Origin of the sequence: Streptosporangium sp. NPDC049046 (assembly GCF_040649155.1) — a bacterium.
Lineage (GTDB): Bacteria > Actinomycetota > Actinomycetes > Streptosporangiales > Streptosporangiaceae > Streptosporangium.
The window spans coordinates 1-16885 of the sequence record NZ_JBEZEZ010000066.1; the positions used below are offsets into that span (position 1 = coordinate 1).

At 67.7% G+C, this 16885-nt stretch carries 17 protein-coding genes, 2 tRNA genes and 1 pseudogene; 13 read left to right on the forward strand and 7 right to left on the reverse strand.

Features of this window, described 5'->3' with window-relative positions; all coding sequences use genetic code 11:
- Window positions 1-350 precede the first annotated feature (350 nt).
- From AB0B96_RS40365 to AB0B96_RS40385, 5 genes are all read right to left on the reverse strand, one after another.
- Window positions 351-545: a hypothetical protein gene (locus AB0B96_RS40365; RefSeq protein WP_350947031.1), complete on the reverse strand. Its 195-nt coding sequence runs from the start codon at window positions 543-545 to the stop codon at window positions 351-353.
- 3 nt (window positions 546-548) lie between these two features.
- Window positions 549-1355 carry a hypothetical protein gene (locus tag AB0B96_RS40370; RefSeq protein WP_362907548.1) on the reverse strand — a complete coding sequence of 269 codons (807 nt, stop codon included), beginning with the start codon at window positions 1353-1355 and terminating at the stop codon, window positions 549-551.
- Between the two features lie 5 nt (window positions 1356-1360).
- Window positions 1361-2068 (reverse strand): hypothetical protein, encoded by a 708-nt coding sequence (locus AB0B96_RS40375; protein WP_362907550.1) that lies wholly within the window; start codon window positions 2066-2068, stop codon window positions 1361-1363.
- A gap of 224 nt (window positions 2069-2292) precedes the next feature.
- A tRNA-Pro gene (locus AB0B96_RS40380) sits at window positions 2293-2366 on the reverse strand.
- 35 nt (window positions 2367-2401) lie between these two features.
- Complete coding sequence (locus AB0B96_RS40385; RefSeq protein ID WP_362907552.1) at window positions 2402-2854, reverse strand: hypothetical protein; 453 nt, start codon at window positions 2852-2854, stop codon at window positions 2402-2404.
- A 119-nt stretch (window positions 2855-2973) separates the two neighbouring features.
- Between AB0B96_RS40385 and AB0B96_RS40390 the strand changes: the two genes are divergently transcribed.
- Window positions 2974-3050 (forward strand) — tRNA-Pro (locus tag AB0B96_RS40390).
- Between the two features lie 638 nt (window positions 3051-3688).
- The gene (locus AB0B96_RS40395) at window positions 3689-4873 is read left to right on the forward strand and encodes a low temperature requirement protein A (protein WP_362907554.1); all 1185 of its coding nucleotides are present in this window, start codon (window positions 3689-3691) and stop codon (window positions 4871-4873) included.
- An 18-nt stretch (window positions 4874-4891) separates the two neighbouring features.
- Here AB0B96_RS40395 and AB0B96_RS40400 read toward each other — a convergent pair whose 3' ends face one another.
- On the reverse strand, window positions 4892-5116 hold the full coding sequence (locus AB0B96_RS40400) for a hypothetical protein (protein WP_362907556.1): 225 nt from the start codon (window positions 5114-5116) through the stop codon (window positions 4892-4894).
- A gap of 334 nt (window positions 5117-5450) precedes the next feature.
- Here AB0B96_RS40400 and AB0B96_RS40405 point away from each other — a divergent pair, with 334 nt between their 5' ends.
- The 11 genes from AB0B96_RS40405 (at window position 5451) to AB0B96_RS40455 (ending at window position 16356) form a co-directional block, all read left to right on the forward strand.
- On the forward strand, window positions 5451-5681 hold the full coding sequence (locus tag AB0B96_RS40405) for a hypothetical protein (protein WP_362907558.1): 231 nt from the start codon (window positions 5451-5453) through the stop codon (window positions 5679-5681).
- Window positions 5674-7317 carry a ferritin-like domain-containing protein gene (locus AB0B96_RS40410; RefSeq protein WP_362907560.1) on the forward strand — a complete coding sequence of 548 codons (1644 nt, stop codon included), beginning with the start codon at window positions 5674-5676 and terminating at the stop codon, window positions 7315-7317. Before AB0B96_RS40405 ends, AB0B96_RS40410 begins: the two co-directional genes overlap by 8 nt.
- Window positions 7314-7526, forward strand: a complete 213-nt coding sequence (locus tag AB0B96_RS40415) for a hypothetical protein (protein WP_362907562.1) — start codon at window positions 7314-7316, stop codon at window positions 7524-7526. The genes AB0B96_RS40410 and AB0B96_RS40415 overlap by 4 nt, the downstream gene beginning before the upstream one ends.
- Before the next feature lie 42 nt (window positions 7527-7568).
- On the forward strand, window positions 7569-8483 hold the full coding sequence (locus tag AB0B96_RS40420) for an RNA polymerase sigma-70 factor (RefSeq protein WP_362907564.1): 915 nt from the start codon (window positions 7569-7571) through the stop codon (window positions 8481-8483).
- 46 nt (window positions 8484-8529) lie between these two features.
- Window positions 8530-9213: a hypothetical protein gene (locus tag AB0B96_RS40425; protein ID WP_362907566.1), complete on the forward strand. Its 684-nt coding sequence runs from the start codon at window positions 8530-8532 to the stop codon at window positions 9211-9213.
- A gap of 51 nt (window positions 9214-9264) precedes the next feature.
- On the forward strand, window positions 9265-9492 hold the full coding sequence (locus AB0B96_RS40430; protein WP_362907568.1) for a helix-turn-helix transcriptional regulator: 228 nt from the start codon (window positions 9265-9267) through the stop codon (window positions 9490-9492).
- A gap of 70 nt (window positions 9493-9562) precedes the next feature.
- The gene (locus tag AB0B96_RS40435) at window positions 9563-10315 is read left to right on the forward strand and encodes an SDR family oxidoreductase (protein ID WP_362907570.1); all 753 of its coding nucleotides are present in this window, start codon (window positions 9563-9565) and stop codon (window positions 10313-10315) included.
- An 8-nt stretch (window positions 10316-10323) separates the two neighbouring features.
- Window positions 10324-10734, forward strand: a complete 411-nt coding sequence (locus tag AB0B96_RS40440; protein WP_362907572.1) for a cupin domain-containing protein — start codon at window positions 10324-10326, stop codon at window positions 10732-10734.
- 114 nt (window positions 10735-10848) lie between these two features.
- Window positions 10849-11106 (forward strand): ferritin-like domain-containing protein, encoded by a 258-nt coding sequence (locus AB0B96_RS40445; RefSeq protein ID WP_362907574.1) that lies wholly within the window; start codon window positions 10849-10851, stop codon window positions 11104-11106.
- Between the two features lie 222 nt (window positions 11107-11328).
- Window positions 11329-12441: a hypothetical protein gene (locus AB0B96_RS40450; RefSeq protein WP_362907576.1), complete on the forward strand. Its 1113-nt coding sequence runs from the start codon at window positions 11329-11331 to the stop codon at window positions 12439-12441.
- A gap of 411 nt (window positions 12442-12852) precedes the next feature.
- Window positions 12853-16356 (forward strand): RICIN domain-containing protein, encoded by a 3504-nt coding sequence (locus tag AB0B96_RS40455; protein ID WP_362907578.1) that lies wholly within the window; start codon window positions 12853-12855, stop codon window positions 16354-16356.
- A gap of 311 nt (window positions 16357-16667) precedes the next feature.
- On the opposite strand, the pseudogene AB0B96_RS40460 reads toward AB0B96_RS40455, so the two are convergent.
- A pseudogene (locus AB0B96_RS40460) lies at window positions 16668-16885 on the reverse strand (hypothetical protein); the annotation flags it as partial.

The following is a 16885-nucleotide window of genomic DNA, read 5'->3' on the forward strand; positions in this document are numbered from 1 at the left end:
CGGCCACTTAAAACACTTTGAAATTATTGTTTTTTTTTCCGGGGGGGTGGGCGCGGGCCCCCCTGAACCGCGGGGGGGGGGCTCCGGGGCCCCCGCCCCCCCCCCACCGGCTTTTCCCGCACCGCCCCTCCTTCGCCGGCGCGAGGCGCGTCCCAGCGCCCTCGACGCCGGTTTCCTCATGCCCTTGAGGCCGTCGGGGAAGGGCTTCCCCCGCAGCCGACGGAGATCAGGACAGTCGAAAGGGCCCCGTCCATGTGGACGGAGCCCTTTCCTTCGGCTCCTTCGGCGACCGTGTTCCCGACTCTCGGAGCAGGCTTTCCCCGGTGCGGGGCAGCCGGTGGGCGGAGGGTCTAGCGCCTACGGCGCCAGCCGCCTCCACCCCCGCCGGTCCGCGGACCGGCCGAGCCGATCCCGGCCTGGTGCAGCGCCAGGAGCAGGAGTCCGAGAAGCAGGAAGCCTGTCCCGCTGATCGGGCCGAGTCTGGTGTTGATCAGGTCGAGCAGGAATCCAAGGCCGAAAACGACGGCGGCGGCGATTGCGAGCATGGGTCACCTCGTCCCGGCGGAGATGTTCAGGAGCTGCTCCAAGGTCGCGCGGTAGTCACGCAGAGCGGTCCGGAGATCTTCGGTGTCGTTCTTCTCGGTGTTCTTCCAACGCCCCTGGAGCTCGGTCGCCCGGGTCTCCAGCGCGTTCCTGAGGGAACCCGTGACCTCGTCGAGGAGGGAGTCGGCCCGTTCCACCGCGTCACGCGGATCGTCCACGAAACCGGCCTGGACCTCCTGCCAGCGCCGCCGTACGTCGTCGGCGTCCTGGTCGAACAGGGCCCCGGCCGTGGTGGGCGCGGTGGTGGCGGGCGTCTGGCCGGTCCGCTCGGCGTCGGTGAAGCCGGTGCTCTCGTCGAGCACGTCGTCCGGCCGGTCCGCGGTGCTTCCGGGGAGATCGGAGGCGACCGGGGAGTCGTACGCGCCGGTGCCGGTCACCGGCGTACCCGGGGTGGTGGCGGAGGGCTGCGCGTGGGCGAACGGGCTGTCGTTCCTGCCGTCGCCGTCGAGGTCACCCCGTACGCCGTCGTTCGCCACGTCGCGCCGGTCGTCGTCGAGAGAGGTGTCCGATCCGACGGTGGTGTGCCGGTCGTCGCTCGATTCGACGACGAGGACGTCGTCGCGGTCACTGATCAGCGGGTCGCGCGTCCCGGTGTCCGGGTCGAGGGACGAGGCGTTCGTGCGGTCGGCGTCACCGTGGTGCGGCTCCCGGAACTCGGGGGCGACCTCCTCGCCGTGGCGCGGGGTGTTCAGGTCGTCCTCGTCCGCCTTGTGGACCAGCCGGTCCTTGTCCGTGCTGAATCGGTCGTTCATTCGGGTCACCGTCCTTGGGGGTCGCGTCGCGGGGCTCGCTCGGCGTCGTCGATGGTCTCGGGCTGGGTGGAGTCCGGGTGCCGGGCGTCTCGGTCGGCGGGAATCGTGGCGTCCCGGTCGGCGGTCTCGGTCCGCCGGGAGTTCCGGTCGCCGTTGACCGAGGGGTCCGGGGTCGAGGTGCCGGGGGCCTCGAGCAACTCCTCGAACAGGGCGCGGTAGTGGACCATGGCCTGCCGGAGCTCCTCGGTGGAGGCCTCCTTGCGGGCGGCCCGGGTGCTGATCTCGTGAGCCTGCCGGTAGTGGTCGAGGGTGCGGCCGTGCGCGACCGAAAGGTCGGAGAGCCGCTGCTCGAAGTCCTCGGTCGGGTAGCCCCGCTCCGCCATCACGGACGTGACCAGGTGGTCGGCCTCCGTCACCGCGAAGCCGGGAGCGTCCACGAAACGCTCCTGGACCTCCATCCACTTCTTCGCGTAGACCTCGCGCGTCCCGGCGTCCAGGGCGCGGATGTCGAGGGAGCTGAAGCGCTGCTCGCGGGCGATGAGCTCCTGCTCGGCATCGCGCCGGTTCTCACGCTCCTGCACGGTACGTTCGTATTCGGGGCCGAAACGGTCGCGAAGCCGGTGTCGGCGTTGCTGCTGCATCACGAAATAGCCGACTGCAGCGATCGCCACCACCGCGACCACGATGACGGCCACCCAGATCACGGTGGACATGTCTGCCTCCGGTCGTGTAGGCGCTTGTACTCGTGCGCTGCCCTGGGGTCAAGGCTCGAAACCGGTTGCCAACATCTCTGGCGTGCCACTATTTAGACTTGATTTGACGTTTTACCGCGATTTTTCGGGTATTGACCGTTCCTTTGCGGAGTTTCTGATCGTGGCCTCCTTCTCTGGCTTCGGCTGGTTTCCGGTGCTCACCCCTCCGTCCAGCCGAAACCCGGTCGGGACGACGGGCTTTGAACCTGCGACCCCTTGACCCCCAGTCAAGTGCGCTACCAAGCTGCGCTACGTCCCGGTCGCCCATCGCCCTCTCGGGCAGGACGTCATGATCTAGTGATCCTCGATGCCCTCGGAGGGCACGGTGGCCTCAAGAGCCTTCCTGGCCTCGTTCAGCATCCTCTCGACGAGCCAGTCCTCAGGAGAGGCGGGAACCTCCAGGAACCCGCGACTCGGCTCGTACGAGATGTCCATCCCGGAGGCGACCAGCCGCCCGGCCCAGCGCAGCGCCGTGTTCAGCTTCTCGGCCGGGATCACCCGCCCCTGCGCCACGGAGGAGAGATTGCGCAGGTTCGTCGCGGGTCCGGACTGGTTGTGCGCGCGGTCCAGCTTCCACGGGATGGCCCGCGAGTGATCGAGCATCGGCTTCGACAGACCTGCCGCCCGCTTCGCCTGCAAGATCCCCGACTCGCTCACTCCGAACCGCGCGGCCAGCTCCGCGTTCGACAACCCCTGCCCGGCCAGCCGCCGCAACTCCTCCTGGTCGATCAACGCCTTACGCCCCACGGTGCCCCTCGCCCTTCGCGCGATCGCCTGCCCTCGTGGGCGTCGCCGTGTGCGAAGCCCCCTCGATCTGCGCTAAGGTTATGACGTCCCGCCCGAGAGGGCGCAGGACGCAGGACAACCGGGACGTAGCGCAGCTTGGTAGCGCACTTGACTGGGGGTCAAGGGGTCGCAGGTTCAAATCCTGTCGTCCCGACCAGGTTTCAGCTGGTCGGCAAGGGTGTCACTCGGAAGGGTGGCACCCTTTCGCATTGGTGGGTGACTACCGGGCGAAGATCGTTGTGGACTTACGCATCGGCCGCCGACCGTTCAACGGGGGCGGTGCCTTCGCGGGGAGAGACCGACCCCCGTCGAACGAGCGGTCTATCTCCCCGCATTGCCTTCGACTACCCCTACCGCCGAATCTCCGAGATCCTCCACCTGGGCGAAGACCACGCGCGGCAACTCCTGCGACGCGCCCGCGACCACCTTGCCACCGAGCGGCGCCACCAGGTGAGCAGCACCGCCCATCGGCGCCTCGCACAGACGTTCGTCGCCGCCGCGCAGTCCGGCGATCTTGCCGGACTGGAGGAACTGCTCGCCGCCGACGTCGCCCGCCGAATCCGATCAGCGGCGGAACACCCTCGCGAGCGCACCGTAAGTGGAGGCCGGTGTCGCCGCTCTATTGGGCCTGGTCGGTCGGGCGGATGAGGAGGGTGCGCCTGGAGGCGGCCATGTCCCTGGCCGAGGAGTGGCCTCTCGACGTGTGACAACCACCGCGACGAGCTGTCACAGATCGCGACGCCGTCCGGTCTTCCTTGGCGAACCGGATGCCGTAAGAGCGACAGGAGCGTGAGCGTGCCCTCGACCAGGACCACTGTCCGGATCCGGGTCCAGATGAGCTCCCGGCCCGTCGACGAGCCGCATCGCGCGTCGAGCCAGCTCGAGCTCCTCTTCGATCTCACCTTCGTGATCGCGGTCGCGGCCATCACGGCGCAGTTCGCGCACGCCATCGCTGAAGATCACGGCCTGACCGGGCTGGTCCCGTTCCTCCAGGTGTTCTTCGCCATCTGGTGGGCGTGGATGAACTTCACCTGGTTCGCCTCGTCCTACGACACCGACGACGTTCCCTACCGGCTGCTGACCATGGTGCAGATGGCGGGGGTGCTGGTCCTCGCCGTCGGCGTGCCCGCCGCGGTCGGCCACTCCGACTACGGGATCATCACCCTGGGTTACCTCATCATGAGGATCGGGCTTGTCGCCCAATGGCTGAGGGCCGCGTTCGAAGACCCGGTGAGCCGTCGTACGGGGCTCCGCTACGCCGCGGGCATAGGTCTGGTCGAGTTGGGCTGGTTGTTCCGACTCGCTCTCCTGGGGACGGGATTCCTGCCGGCGTCACTCCAGCTGCCGTTCTTCGCCTGCCTGGTCGTCCTGGAGCTGGCGGTGCCGTGGTGGGCGGAGCGAGTCAGGGCAACCACCTGGCACCCGCACCATATCGCCGAGCGCTACGGCCTGTTCACGATCATCCTGCTGGGCGAGAGTGTCCTGGCCGCGAGCAGAGGAGTTGAAGCGGCGCTCGAAGCGGCTCCCCTCGTCGCCATCGCCGGATCCGGTCTCGTCCTGCTGTTCGCCATGTGGTGGCTGTACTTCCTGGTCAAGGCAGGGGAGGGGCTCAGCGACCGGCGTCATCGGTCGTACTGGTGGGGGTACGGCCACTTCGGCATCTTCGCCGCGCTGGCGGCTCTTGGCGCCGGGCTCGAGGTGGCGGTGGAGCAGAGCGGGCGCCAGGTGGCGGCATCGCCGATGGCGATCGGCTACGCGGTCGCCATCCCGGTCGGGGTGTATCTCATCCTGCTCCGGGTGGTGCATGCGCTGGTCGACGCGGACTCCGTCATCCCCCGCCCTGCCGTGGCAGGGTGCGTCGGCGCCGTCGTGTTGTCGCCGCTCGCGGCGCCCTGGATCGGGGTGGCCGCCGTGGTCGGGCTGATCGCGGCCGCCTGCGTCGCGCTGGTCGCCGTCGCCATCTGGGCGGCCCGTAGCTGAAGGAGCGTCATGTACGCATCAGGAAACAGAATCGCCACGTCCGTCCTGGTCATCGGGACCGGAGGGGCCGATCTGCGCGCGACCGTCGACGCCGCGATCGAGCGCCGCGAGACCCGTGGCTGCCACAACCGCTCCGACGACCCGGAACTCGACCCCGCACTGCAGGTCAACCGGGTGGTTCGGCCCCGGATCGGTGGAGCGGGAGAGCATCCCGCCGATTCCCGCCGAGATCGCGGCGTTCATGCGCGAGGTCTCAACCGTGGGAAAGCTCGTCGAATAGCCGGATCTTGTCACAAATGCCGGGGCTGTCCTGTCTTAGCTGGCGATCGGGCCACACCGCTGAACGGGGGAGGTTGTTGTGACCGCGTTGCCGATGGTCGCCGAGTTCGGCGATGTCGCGGGCTGGACCGCCGGCGCCCGGGATGCGGCTGCTCGATGTGGGCGTGGGAGTCGGCGGGCCGGCGGCCTGGGCCGCCGAAGGGTTCGGGGTCCGGCCAATCCTGATCGAGCCGATGCCGGCCGCCGACCGGCTGATCCACGCGGTCAGCAGGCCGGCTGTACATCCCTTGGAGGAGACATGATCACCCCGAACGGTGAGAACGAGTTCCTGTACGAGCTCCACGTCGAGATCGAGGAGGAGCTGATCATCGCCGAGGCGAGCCATCCGGAAGAGGAGGTGTGGCAGCCGGTCACCGAGTGGCTGTACGACCCGACGGACGTCGAGCGCGAGAAGATCGCTCTGCGGGGGCTGCGCGACGCGGTCAAGGTGCTGGAGGACGGCTCGCGGCCGGGTGACGACGTTGCCTGAGCCGCGGATCGGCACGCTCGGCAGCCTCCGTGAGCACCTGCAGTGGGCGATCGAGTTGGAGCACGCGACGCTGCCGCCGTACTTGACGGCGCTGTACTCGTTGGATCCGGAGCGTAACCCGGCGGCTGTGGAGGTGGTGAGTGGCGTCTTCGTGGAGGAGATGCTGCATCTGGCGCTGGCGGCGAACCTGCTCAACGCGGTCGGCGGCGCGCCGCGCCTGGACATGCCGGGGATGCTGCCGCCGCACCCGCGCAAGTTGCCGCACGGTGATCTGGAGGTGTCGCTGGTGCCGTTCGGTGCGGAGGCGGTGGAGATGTTCCTGCGTCTGGAACAGCCCGCACCGCCCGGCGCGCCACCGGAGGACGACAACTACCAGACGATCGGGCAGTTCTACGCGGCGATCGAGCAGGGGTTGCGCCACCTGTGCGACACGCTCGGCGAGAAGGAGGTGTTCTGCGGCGACCCGGCCCGGCAGGTGAGCGGCGGCCACTTCCGCCACACCGGCGGCAGGCTCGTCGCCGTCACCGACCTCGCCTCCGCGCTGGACGCGCTGAAGGAGATCGTCGAGCAGGGGGAAGGCAACGCCCGCGGCGAGGTCTGGGACGGTGACCAGGACGAGGTCGCCCATTACTACCGCTTCATGGAGCTGAAGCTCGGCCGCCGCTACCGGCGCGGGGACACCCCTGAGTCAGGGCCCACCGGTGAAAAGCTCTCGGTGGATCTCACCGAGGTGTTCTCCATGACGCCCAACCCCGCGGACCGCGCCGCGCAGGAGGAGTTCAACCACACCTACTGCGCGATCCTCCATCTGCTGGAGCTGGCCTTCAACGGCAGCCCGAGGATGCTCGCCGTCGCCACCGGGGAGATGTACGCGCTCAAGGCCCAGGCGCAGGAGCTGATGCGGCGGGGCGGCCTCACCTTCGACTACGTCCCGCCTGAGCTGCGCCGCTGGAGCGCGGGCGACCACCAGCGGATCGTCGTGCTCCGGGACGGGCCGTACGTCGTGTACGGTCGCGTCCCCCTGCGACGCAAGCGGAAGATCGTCTCCGCCGAGCAGAAGAACGCGCTCACCTGGAAGACCGGCGAGCCGCTGGAGACCGAGGAAACCTATGCGCTGTGCCGCTGCGGCCGTTCGGGCGCCAAGCCGTTCTGCGACGGAACTCACGCCGTGATCGATTTCGACGGCACGGAGGCCGCGCCGATGCGGCCCTACCAGGAATTGCAGCACGTGCACGACGGCGTCGGCATCTCCGCGCAGCGGGTGGGCGAGCTGTGCGTGCACGCCGCCTTCTGCATCGGCCGGACCAGACCCATCGCCAAGATGCTCGACGACACCGCCGACAGCGACGTGCGCTCCGCCGTCATGGGCCGCATCGATCACTGCCCCTCCGGCTCCTACAGCTATGCCCTCGAACGCGGCGGCGAGACGATCGAGGCCGACCTCCCGCGCGCCGTCTCGGTGCTGGAGGAGGACGGGCTGGCCGGCGCGCTGTGGGTGACCGGTGGAATCCCCGTCACCCGATCGGACGGCCTACCGCTGGAGACCAGGAACCGGATGACGCTGTGCCGTTGCGGCCACTCCGGCAACAAACCGCTCTGCGACGGTACTCATCGCGAGATCGGCTTCCACGAGTGAACAACCAGAGAGGCAATCCCATGGACCAACCGGTCGTTCTCCTCGTCCACGGCGCCTTCGCCGAGTCGGCCGGCTGGAACCGCGTCATTCAGCGCCTGCGTGGCAATCAGCTCACCACGGTCGCCGGCGCCTCTCACGCGCTCGCGGCCTCCCAGCCCGACGCCGTGACAGCGACTATCCTCGACGCTGTGGACCGCGCGCGAGGCTGACGAACCCCTGCCCAGGCCAACGGGTGAATCGATGTGGGGCACATGAACACGGAATCCCTGAAACAGGCGGGCGCTCTCGATCGGGCGGCGTCCGCTTTCATCGAGCTGCGTCCGCGGCTGTTCGGCATCGCCTACCGGATGCTGGGCAGCGCGGCCGAGGCCGAGGACATCGTCCAGGAGGTGTGGCTGCGCTGGCAGGACACCGACCGCGAGACCATCGAGAACCCGCCGGCCTTCCTGGCGCTGGTCACCACCCGGCTGGCCATCAACCTGGCGCAGTCGGCGCGCATGCGGCGGGAGTCCTACATCGGCCCCTGGCTGCCGGAACCCGTGGACACCAGTCTGGACCCCACTGTCGGCGCCGAACGCGGCGAAGCGCTGGAGCTGGCCTTTCTGCTCCTGCTGGAGAAGCTCAATCCCACCGAGCGCGCCGCTTACGTCCTGCGCGAAGCCTTCGACTACCCCTATCCGCAGATAGCGGAGATCCTGCGGCTCACCCCGGTCAATGTCAGGCAGATCGTGAGCCGCGCCCGCAGGCGCCTGACCGCCGTACGCCACGAGCCCATCGACAGGCTCCAGCACCGGCGCCTTCTGGAGACGTTCCTCGACGCCGCCCAGACAGGAAACGTCGGCGCCTTGGAGAAGCTCTTCGCCTCCGACGTCGTCAGCTCCTCCGACGGCGACGGCATCAGGGGATCGGCCAAGTTCCCCGTGCTGGGCAATGAGCGGGTGGCCAGGTTCGTGGCCGCGTTCTCACCACGGTTCTGGCCGGGCGCCGCCGTCACGTGGGTCGAGATGAACGGGCTGCCAGGCGTGCTCGTCACCCGGGACGGCAGCGGTGTCGCCCTGCTCGCCATCGAGGCCTCCAGGGAGGGGATCCACCACCTGTTGTGGATCCTCAACCCGGCCAAGATCGAGGCCTTCGAGCGGTCTCGCAGCCGCTTTGTCACAACGTAACGGGCTGTCCGGTCTTATCTGCCAACAATGAAGGGGGCGGCAGATCATGACCGAGGCGGGCGCCGAGTCGCTGGCGGAGATGCTCGACGAACGGCAGCACCTGCTCGAGATCGCTCTGTGCATGTTCGGCTCGGACACCACGGCCGACCACGTCGTCCAGGAGACCTATCGCCGCTGGTACGCCCTCGACGAGGAGGAGCGCGCCGCCATCGCGGTGCCGCGCGCCTGGCTGACGCGGACAGCGGGAAGCATCTGCCTGGAGCTCCTCGCCGACCCCGATCCCGACCCCGACCACGTGCCCGGCGGCCGGGTGCCCCGGGCCCAGCCCGTGCCGTACCCGGCCTCGCACCGGGCCGGGTACGGCCCGGAGATGCTCGCCAGGCACGAGCGGGTGGCCCGCCGGTTCGCCGTGGCCTGCCAGGCGGGCGACACCGAGACGCTGCGGGAAGTCCTGGCCGCCGACGCGATCGTCGTCAGCGATGGCGGCGGCAAGGTGCGCGTCGCCGTACGGCCGACTTACGGTGCGGACGCGGTCGCGCGGGTCGTCACGGCGTTGCTGATCGACCAGCCAGGAACCGAGCCGGCCATCGGATCGGTGAACGGCGGGACGGGGCTCGTGCTGCGGCGGGCGGGCAAGGCCGTGGCGGTGGTCAGCGTGAGCGTGGCCGGAGCCGAGGTCACGGCGGTGTGGATCATCCTGAACCCCGACAAACTCCAGCGTTGGCACTGAAGGGCATACCGGCGCACGACCTCAAGGGCCTGGGCGGGCGCCGCTCGCGCGGTGTCCGGTAGGCCGACCGCGGGCTGGGACAGCCTGACCGCCTCCGAGATGCAGATCATCAGGCTCGTCGCCGACGGCGCCACCAACAAGCAGGTCGCCGATCGGCTCTACCTGTCGCCGTACACGGTCAGCACGCACCTCCGGCATGCCTTCACCAAGCTCGGGATCGGCTCGCGCGTCGAGCTCACCAAGCTCCTTCTCGAACACGAGGCCGCCTGTCACAAGTGAGGGGGCTGCCTTGTCTTAGCTGACGATGCGGGCGCACTACAGCGCCCGGAAAGGCAGAAGGGTGCCAACAATGAAGATCGTGGTGATCGGCGGGACCGGGCTCATCGGGTCGAAGCTGGTGAAGAAGCTGGGCGAGCACGGCCACGAGGCCGTGGCCGCGTCGCCGAACACCGGCGTCAACACGCTGACCGGGGAGGGCCTGGCCGAGGTGCTGAAGGGCGCCCAGGTCGTGATCGACGTGTCGAACTCGCCCTCGTTCGAGCGCGAGGCCGTCATGAAGTTCTTCCAGACCTCCACCGGCAACCTGCTGGCGGCCGAGGCGGCCGCGGGGGTGGGCCATCACGTGGCGGTGTCGATCGTGGGGACCGACCGGATGCCGGAGAACGGCTACTTCGCGGCGAAGATCGCTCAGGAGGAGCTGATCGAGAAGTCGGGAATCCCGTTCTCGCTGGTGCACTCCACCCAGTTCTTCGAGTTCACCCGCGGCATCGCCGACGAGGGCACGGTCGACGGCAAGGTGCACATCGCGCCGGTGCTGTTCCAGCCGATCGCGGGCGACGACGTGGCCCAGGCGGTCGGCAGGACCGCGGTGGGGACGCCGCTGAACGGCCGGATCGAGATCGCCGGACCGACCCGGTACAAGATGGACGAGTTCTTCCGCGAGGCGTTGGCCGCCTGGGGTGACACCCGCGAGGTCGTCGTCGACCCGCAGGCACGCTACTTCGGCAGCCTGCTCGGCGAGCGGTCGCTGGTGCCCGCTGACGGCGCGCAGCTCGGCACCATCACCTACAAGGACTGGCTCGACCAGTCCAACGCGAAGTAGGCGGGGCGATGGACAAACCGCGATCGACCGCGTGGCAGACGGCGCTGACCGTGCTGCAAGAGGCGCAGCCTCCGTTCATCCCCGAGGGCGCGCACGCGATGACCGTGGTCATCGAGTACCCGCCTGGAGACCCCGGCGCGCCGCCGCATCGCCACCCGGGCCCCGCCTTCGGCGTCGTCCTCGAGGGCGAGATGCTGATGGAGCTGGAAGGAGAGCCGGAGCGGGTGATCCGCGCCGGCGAGGCGTTCTGGGAGCCGGGGGGCGACGTCATCCACTACCAGGACGGCAACAATCGCGACGATGTCCCGGTACGGTTCACGGTCACCATGCTGTGCGAGCCGGGCAAGCCGATGTTCACGCTGGTGGAAGAGGCCGAGCTGGCCCAGCGCCAGGACCGCCGCGGCCCGCGCCCGTCCTGAACCCCGGCGAAGTATCCGCAGCGTGACGGCACCGGCTGCCGTCACGCTGCCTGACCCCAGGAGCGAACCAGGCCGCCGGCCCACCGGCCGGCGGTCCGATCCGCTGTGGAGGCGGTGAGTGGCGTCTTCGTGGAGGAGATGCTGCATCTGGCGCTGGCGGCGAACCTGCTCAACGCGGTCGGCGGCGCGCCGCGCCTGGACATGCCGGGGATGCTGCCGCCGCACCCGCGCAAGTTGCCGCACGGTGATCTGGAGGTGTCGCTGGTGCCGTTCGGTGCGGAGGCGGTGGAGATGTTCCTGCGTCTGGAACAGCCCGCACCGCCCGGCGCGCCACCGGAGGACGACAACTACGAGAGCGGTGCCACGGGATAGCGCGTCTGGCATCGAGACGTCCATGGTGAAACCGAGGCAGGCACGCATTGAGGTGACCTCGGAAAACAATTCAGACTGATTGTGCCGCGGGCTTGACGTGATGTGACGAGCGTCATGTCACAAGCCGCCTGCCGCACTTTGTCTCTGTAGTGACGGTCCATGAGTTACCTCCGCGCCAAGGGCGCGACGGACATCGATTCGAGAGACGATGCGGGAGAAGAAATGCTCATCAAGAAGAGGTTGTTCATCGCGCTGGTGACGCTGGTCGCCTGTGCCGCCGCCCCTGGTGGAATGACGGCGCCTGCACCGGCTTCGGCCGACGACGGTGACGCCTCGATCAGTTCCTGGGGTTTTCCCGGTGAGGGATCCGACTGGCAGCCGGTGACCTATGCCGGTGGGCAGATCACCAGCAGGTCCACTCCGGGAGAGGCACGCGACAACCGTGGCAACATCCTGCACGCCTGGCGCGGCGCGGACAACGACTCCATCTGGATCTCGTTGAACAACGGGCCGGCGTACTCACTGCCCAACGCGCAGACGTGGACTCCTCCGAGGGTGATCTGGACCGACGACGGGGGGCGCGGAAACTTCCGGATCTTCCACACCGGTACCGAGGGCCACGTCTACCAGCACCGCGTCCAGCTCAGCGCGAGCTACCAACTGCCCGGCACTCTGCCCAGCTGGACCAAGATCCCCAACGACACGCGCACCACCAACACCGAGCCCGTGGCGGTTGCCGCGCTTCCCGACAACTCTTTCATGCTCGCCTGGAACAGCCAGTCCACCGATGACATCTGGACGATGTACTACAACGGCGAAACCGCGACCTACAGCGCGCCCAGTATCGTGCCGGGTGCGCAGAGCAAGGACGCGCCGGGACTGGCCGCCCAGGTGGACACCAACAACGACCCCGCTCCCTGGAACCAGGTCGTTCTCGCCTTCACGGGCACCAATAACTACGTGTACATGTCGCGGCAGCGGTACGGGACCGGCAACTGGACGAATCCGTTCCGGGTTTATGCGACAGGAACCCCCGGCTACACGAGGAATGGCCCGTCCGTCGCGCTCTCCCGAAGCGGTTACGGCGTCATCACCATTACCGAGGACCGCGACAACACCATCGGCAGTTACATGATCTCGCGCGACGGTGGGTGGAGCGGTTATTACGAGGAGAACAGCTTCGCACTCTCCCCGGGCAGAACTCCGCTGGCCGTGGTAGCCGGTACCGATGTCTATTACGTCATCAACGGTTCAGCCGGTGGCAAGAGCGGCGTGCTGTGGAAGAAGGTCTACGACTTCGCGGCGATGCCCACGCCGTCGGCCCCGCAGTGGTGAAGCCGGTAAACGCTTAGCCGGACGGCGCCATCGTCTCCGACGCCCGACGCCCGACTCCCGGCGTCCTACTCAGAAAGAGATCACGTGAGACTGGTTCGACCAGCGGCGGCCGTGTTATCCGGGTTATCCGGCCTGCTGCTCTCGTTGTCGTCGCCGGGCATCGCCCCGGCGGCGTCCACTTCCCCGACGCCCTTGACCGCGGCTGCAACGGCGGAAGACTCGCCGTCGGCCGGACCGGGAGCGTCCGGCCCGGACCTGAGTGTCACCAACCGCACAGCCCCGACGGCCGGTCTACCGGACTGGTCACGCGCAGGATACCGAGGCGGCCAGAAGCTGCCCGAGGGCGATACGGATCTGACCGACGACGCCTCCTGCCGTATCTCGCCGGAAAAGCTTGCTTCCTCCTACGGGGTGACGGCGGACGACGGGGCCGACGACACCGCCGGACTGCAGAAGGCGATCGACCACATCAAGAGCGTCTGCTCGCCGAACGCCAACTTCAACCGGCTCTCGCTCATCGAGCTGCCTTCCGGCCGGCTCGACATCACCCAGCAGATCTACGTTGACGCCGGATTCCTGATCGTACGGGGCAAGGGGGCTGGCGACGGCGGCACCCGGCTGGTGTTCAGACCCGGCCTCCGGACCCGCTACGACCAGGTGATCAACGGTCGGTGGGACCAGGAGAGCATGATTGCCGGCACCGCCCCCGACATCGGCAACGGTGGCTGGATCTGGCCTGGGCGAGGCATGTTCCGGGTCCAGACCCGAGAGGTGGCGGCCCGGTACAAGGATGACTGGGAGCTGGCGTCGAGCCTGCCCATGCGCAAGGACCTCTATGAGGGCAGCATCAACCAGCACTGGGCCTCCGGCTTCAAGGTGGCCGCGGCGGACGGGGACCCGGGCTTCTCGGCACGGGCGGGAAACCCGGTCGTGCGGCTGGACGCGAAAGCCGACATGACGAAGTTCAAGCCGGGCGGCTATGTCTGGGTGGGCGCGGCCAACAGCCGGAAGTTCTACGCGCAGCAGGGCATCACCGACCAGAGCATGATCGAGGCGCTCCACATGCGGCAGGAGATGTTCCGGCTCAGCCGCATGGACGCCACGGCCAAGACGATCACGCTGGACCGGCCGCTGGAGTGGGACCTGCCGGTCAACTCCGAATCGGACGGCTCCGAACCGCTGAACGGCAACGGCACCCCGTACGCCAGCAAGGTCACGCCGCTGAAGGTGGTCGAGGGTGTCGGGTTCGAGGACTTCGCCTTCACCCAGGACATGAACGGCCTGCCGAAGATCGGTGGCCAGGAGACGTACTCGCTGACTCCCGAGCAGGCCGTGCACAACTACGGCAACATGGCGCCCGAGTACGCCATGCACGGCATCGTGTTCAAGTGGGCGGCCAACAGTTGGGCGCGCGGGCTGAAAGCCACGATGACCGGCTCACACCCGATCGTCACCGAGGTGGCGCGTAACCTGCAGATCGAGCGCAACAGCTTCGACGGCGCCTGGAACAAGGGCAAGGGCGGCAACGGCTACCTGCGCGGCAGTCGCGTATGGGACTCGCTGTGGGCGCACAACCTCAGCCGCAACCTGCGCCACTTCACCTTCCAGTGGTCGGCCGGCGGCAACGTCGCCTTCCGCAACGACCTCGACTCCGACCTGAACCTGCACGGCGGCTGGGAGCACGACAACCTGTTCGAGCAGAACACGGTGCGAGTCCCCTATGAGCACCGCTCGGCCAACTGCTCGGCCAACTGCGGTGGTGAGGGCGGCGAGATCGACGAGGGCACCTGGTATCCGATCTGGTGGGCGGCCGGCCCCAAGGCGGGCAAGTGGGCCGGCTCCTCCGGGCCGCAGAACGTCTTCTACAACAACACGCTGAGCAAGCAGACCACCGCGGGCGGGCCGTTCGAACCGTACAGGCCGTACGGCGCCCAGGTCGGTACCGCCTTCCAGTTCGGATCGGACGACTCCGACCCGCGCACGTTTCTGCCCCTGCGCCAGAACGGGCAGGCGATCACGGACTGGACCGAACGAGAGACCCTGAACTACCAGGGCAATGGAGTGGCCACCCTCGACGTGGGGAATCGGCACTCACTGTTCCTCCGCGACACCGGCGGCGAAATTCCCCCACGTGACCCAGAGTTCGTCGAGATCAAGGCGGCCACCTGGAACATGGCCGGCGCGTCCTCGCAACAACATGGCGACAGGTACGCGACCGCACTGCCCTCGCTGCATACGCAGGAGAATCCTCCCAGGGAGAACGACATCCTGGCCCTACAGGAAACCGGCTATCCCGCCGACCGGCACTATTGGGCCGAAGATGCCATCGCGCAGACCGACTACGTCAAGAGGATGCGGGACGGCAGTACGAACGCGCCTCCCGTCCAGGAGATCTGGCTCAGCCGAACCAGTGGAGGCCGCAGAGGAGGTTACCTCTACTGGCTGAACACGAACGTCGACACCGGCTCCGGCAACCCGGAAAAGATCAATCTGGCGGTCTGGACTCGGAGAAGTGTCCAGCGGAACGAGATATTCGTCGTCCCCGGAGCGACCCGGAACGGCGTGCACGAGGGCAAGTCCCGTCCCGCGCTCGGCGTCAACTATTGCGGTGTCGTCTACTTCACCTGGCATGGGGCGGCACAAGGCGGAACGGACAACGCCACGATGCTGAGGAACATCAAGAGTCGTATGGAGAACGCCGGCCCGAACGGGCAGCCGCTGCGCTGGGTGGTCCTCGGCGACTTCAACATGGAGGTTTATGGACAGGCAGGATTGATAAACGCCCTCGGCAGTGACTCCCATCAGTTCGACATACTGTCCTCGAGCGGGCCGACCCGCCCCGTCACGGGACGCACCATTGACTACGCCGTCACGCAGAACAGCGTCACCCCGGTGCTCTACAGGGGTTACGGGTTCGGGACGCCGATAACCGACTTCGAACTATCGGACCACCGTCCCGTCGAATACGACTTCTCCTATCCCACCGACGATCAGAGATGCACGACGTCCAAGCCGGCACAGCGGGCGAAGGCCATTCCGCGAACAACGCAGAATCTCAGAAGCGCATCCAGCACCCGCTCTCCCTACCCTTCGGGTGCGGGGACACAGCCCGGCAGTAGTCGCCTCAAGACCAGGATGTTCGCCCGCTCCGAGCAGAGCGCGCACAATTTCCGCTTCCTGGCCGCCGCCGACCACCCAGGTCACTACCGCGTGCTGCACAGCGTCACGCGTACCTATCTGGGCCAGGACTCCGCCCGTGCCGACGCGCCGGCGGTTCTCCAAGGCTCTGACGAGGGCGACTCCCAGCTCTGGCGATTGCTGGACATGGGTGACGGTACATGGATCTTGCTGAACAAGGCCACCGGTCAGGCGTTGACCGTCCTGGATCGCGCGGACGGCGAAGAACTGGTGGGTCGTGATCTCGTCGACGAATTCGACCCCGAGCAACGCTGGTTCCTTCAGGACGCCGAGAACGAGGCGCTGGACGTCGACGAGATCGTCACCGGCGCAGGCTCGGCCATGACCGTGCAGGACTCCGATCCGGAGCCGGGCACCCCGGTGGTGCTCGAACCCGACAGCGGCGATCCCGAAGAAGAATTTCTGCCCATATACGCTGACAAGACCGAGGATTTCTACTGCTACTACCTCGTCCACAAGGGACTGTACGTCAATTCAACGGCCACCGATCCCGCGGTTGGCGATGGCAACCGGCTCACGCTGAACGAATTCCGCGCCAATGACGGCGGCTACGTGTTCTGCACCCCTCTTGCCGACAGGCACGCATCGCAGCCGACGGCGGTGGGCCAGTACGACGCGCAGGCCCGCTTCCTCAATCTCGGCGCCATCGGCCCGGGTTTGCTGGCTCTGAGCTCGTCCTACGGGCTCACGTGGAACTGGAAAGCACTCCAGAGCTGATCGCCGGCCCCGTTCTCCGGGGTCTGTCCAGTGAACTGCTCACGGAACGGGCGCGCGTAATAGGTGTAGATGTAGCTGAATATGAGCAGGGGGAGACTGTGAGTGCTGCGGCAGCAGCGAGTGTGTCCAGGTTCAAAACCATCTCCTGAACTGATTTACGGATGGCAGGCGGGCTGGGTGCTATCTGCTACAGCCCTGGTCATGCCATGTTTCAGGGTGCTAGCGGGCGTGCTTCCGGAAGCACGCTCCATGCCTATCCTGGCAGGCGTGGCGACGCCGTCCCTCCGAAGCACACGCCGCCACGCCCGTCTCTACCGGGCCTTCCCGGACAGCAGCACCGTCCAGGTTGCCCGAGCCTCAGCGATCGACCAGCGGTGACTTTCGTCCACCCGGTGGCCGCCCCCGCGCTGGGAGGGGGCGCGGGGTGCGTCGCGCGTGTTGACGACGCGCGAACGGTGACCCCGTGGCGACGGCCGAATACTGACCCCCTTGTAGTCACTCTGGAGGGTGATCAAGGTGGAGGACTGGG

Excerpts from the sequence above, each read along its gene's own strand:
- AB0B96_RS40405 (WP_362907558.1), top strand. The coding sequence starts at position 5,451 with ATGATCACCCCGAACGGTGAGAACGAGTTCCTGTACGAGCTCCACGTC.
- AB0B96_RS40450 (WP_362907576.1), top strand. The coding sequence starts at position 11,329 with ATGCTCATCAAGAAGAGGTTGTTCATCGCGCTGGTGACGCTGGTCGCC.
- AB0B96_RS40400 (WP_362907556.1), bottom strand. The coding sequence starts at position 5,116 with ATGAACGCCGCGATCTCGGCGGGAATCGGCGGGATGCTCTCCCGCTCC.
- AB0B96_RS40440 (WP_362907572.1), top strand. The coding sequence starts at position 10,324 with ATGGACAAACCGCGATCGACCGCGTGGCAGACGGCGCTGACCGTGCTG.
- AB0B96_RS40435 (WP_362907570.1), top strand. The coding sequence starts at position 9,563 with ATGAAGATCGTGGTGATCGGCGGGACCGGGCTCATCGGGTCGAAGCTG.
- AB0B96_RS40420 (WP_362907564.1), top strand. The coding sequence starts at position 7,569 with ATGAACACGGAATCCCTGAAACAGGCGGGCGCTCTCGATCGGGCGGCG.
- AB0B96_RS40375 (WP_362907550.1), bottom strand. The coding sequence starts at position 2,068 with ATGTCCACCGTGATCTGGGTGGCCGTCATCGTGGTCGCGGTGGTGGCG.
- AB0B96_RS40370 (WP_362907548.1), bottom strand. The coding sequence starts at position 1,355 with ATGAACGACCGATTCAGCACGGACAAGGACCGGCTGGTCCACAAGGCG.
- AB0B96_RS40425 (WP_362907566.1), top strand. The coding sequence starts at position 8,530 with ATGACCGAGGCGGGCGCCGAGTCGCTGGCGGAGATGCTCGACGAACGG.
- AB0B96_RS40365 (WP_350947031.1), bottom strand. The coding sequence starts at position 545 with ATGCTCGCAATCGCCGCCGCCGTCGTTTTCGGCCTTGGATTCCTGCTC.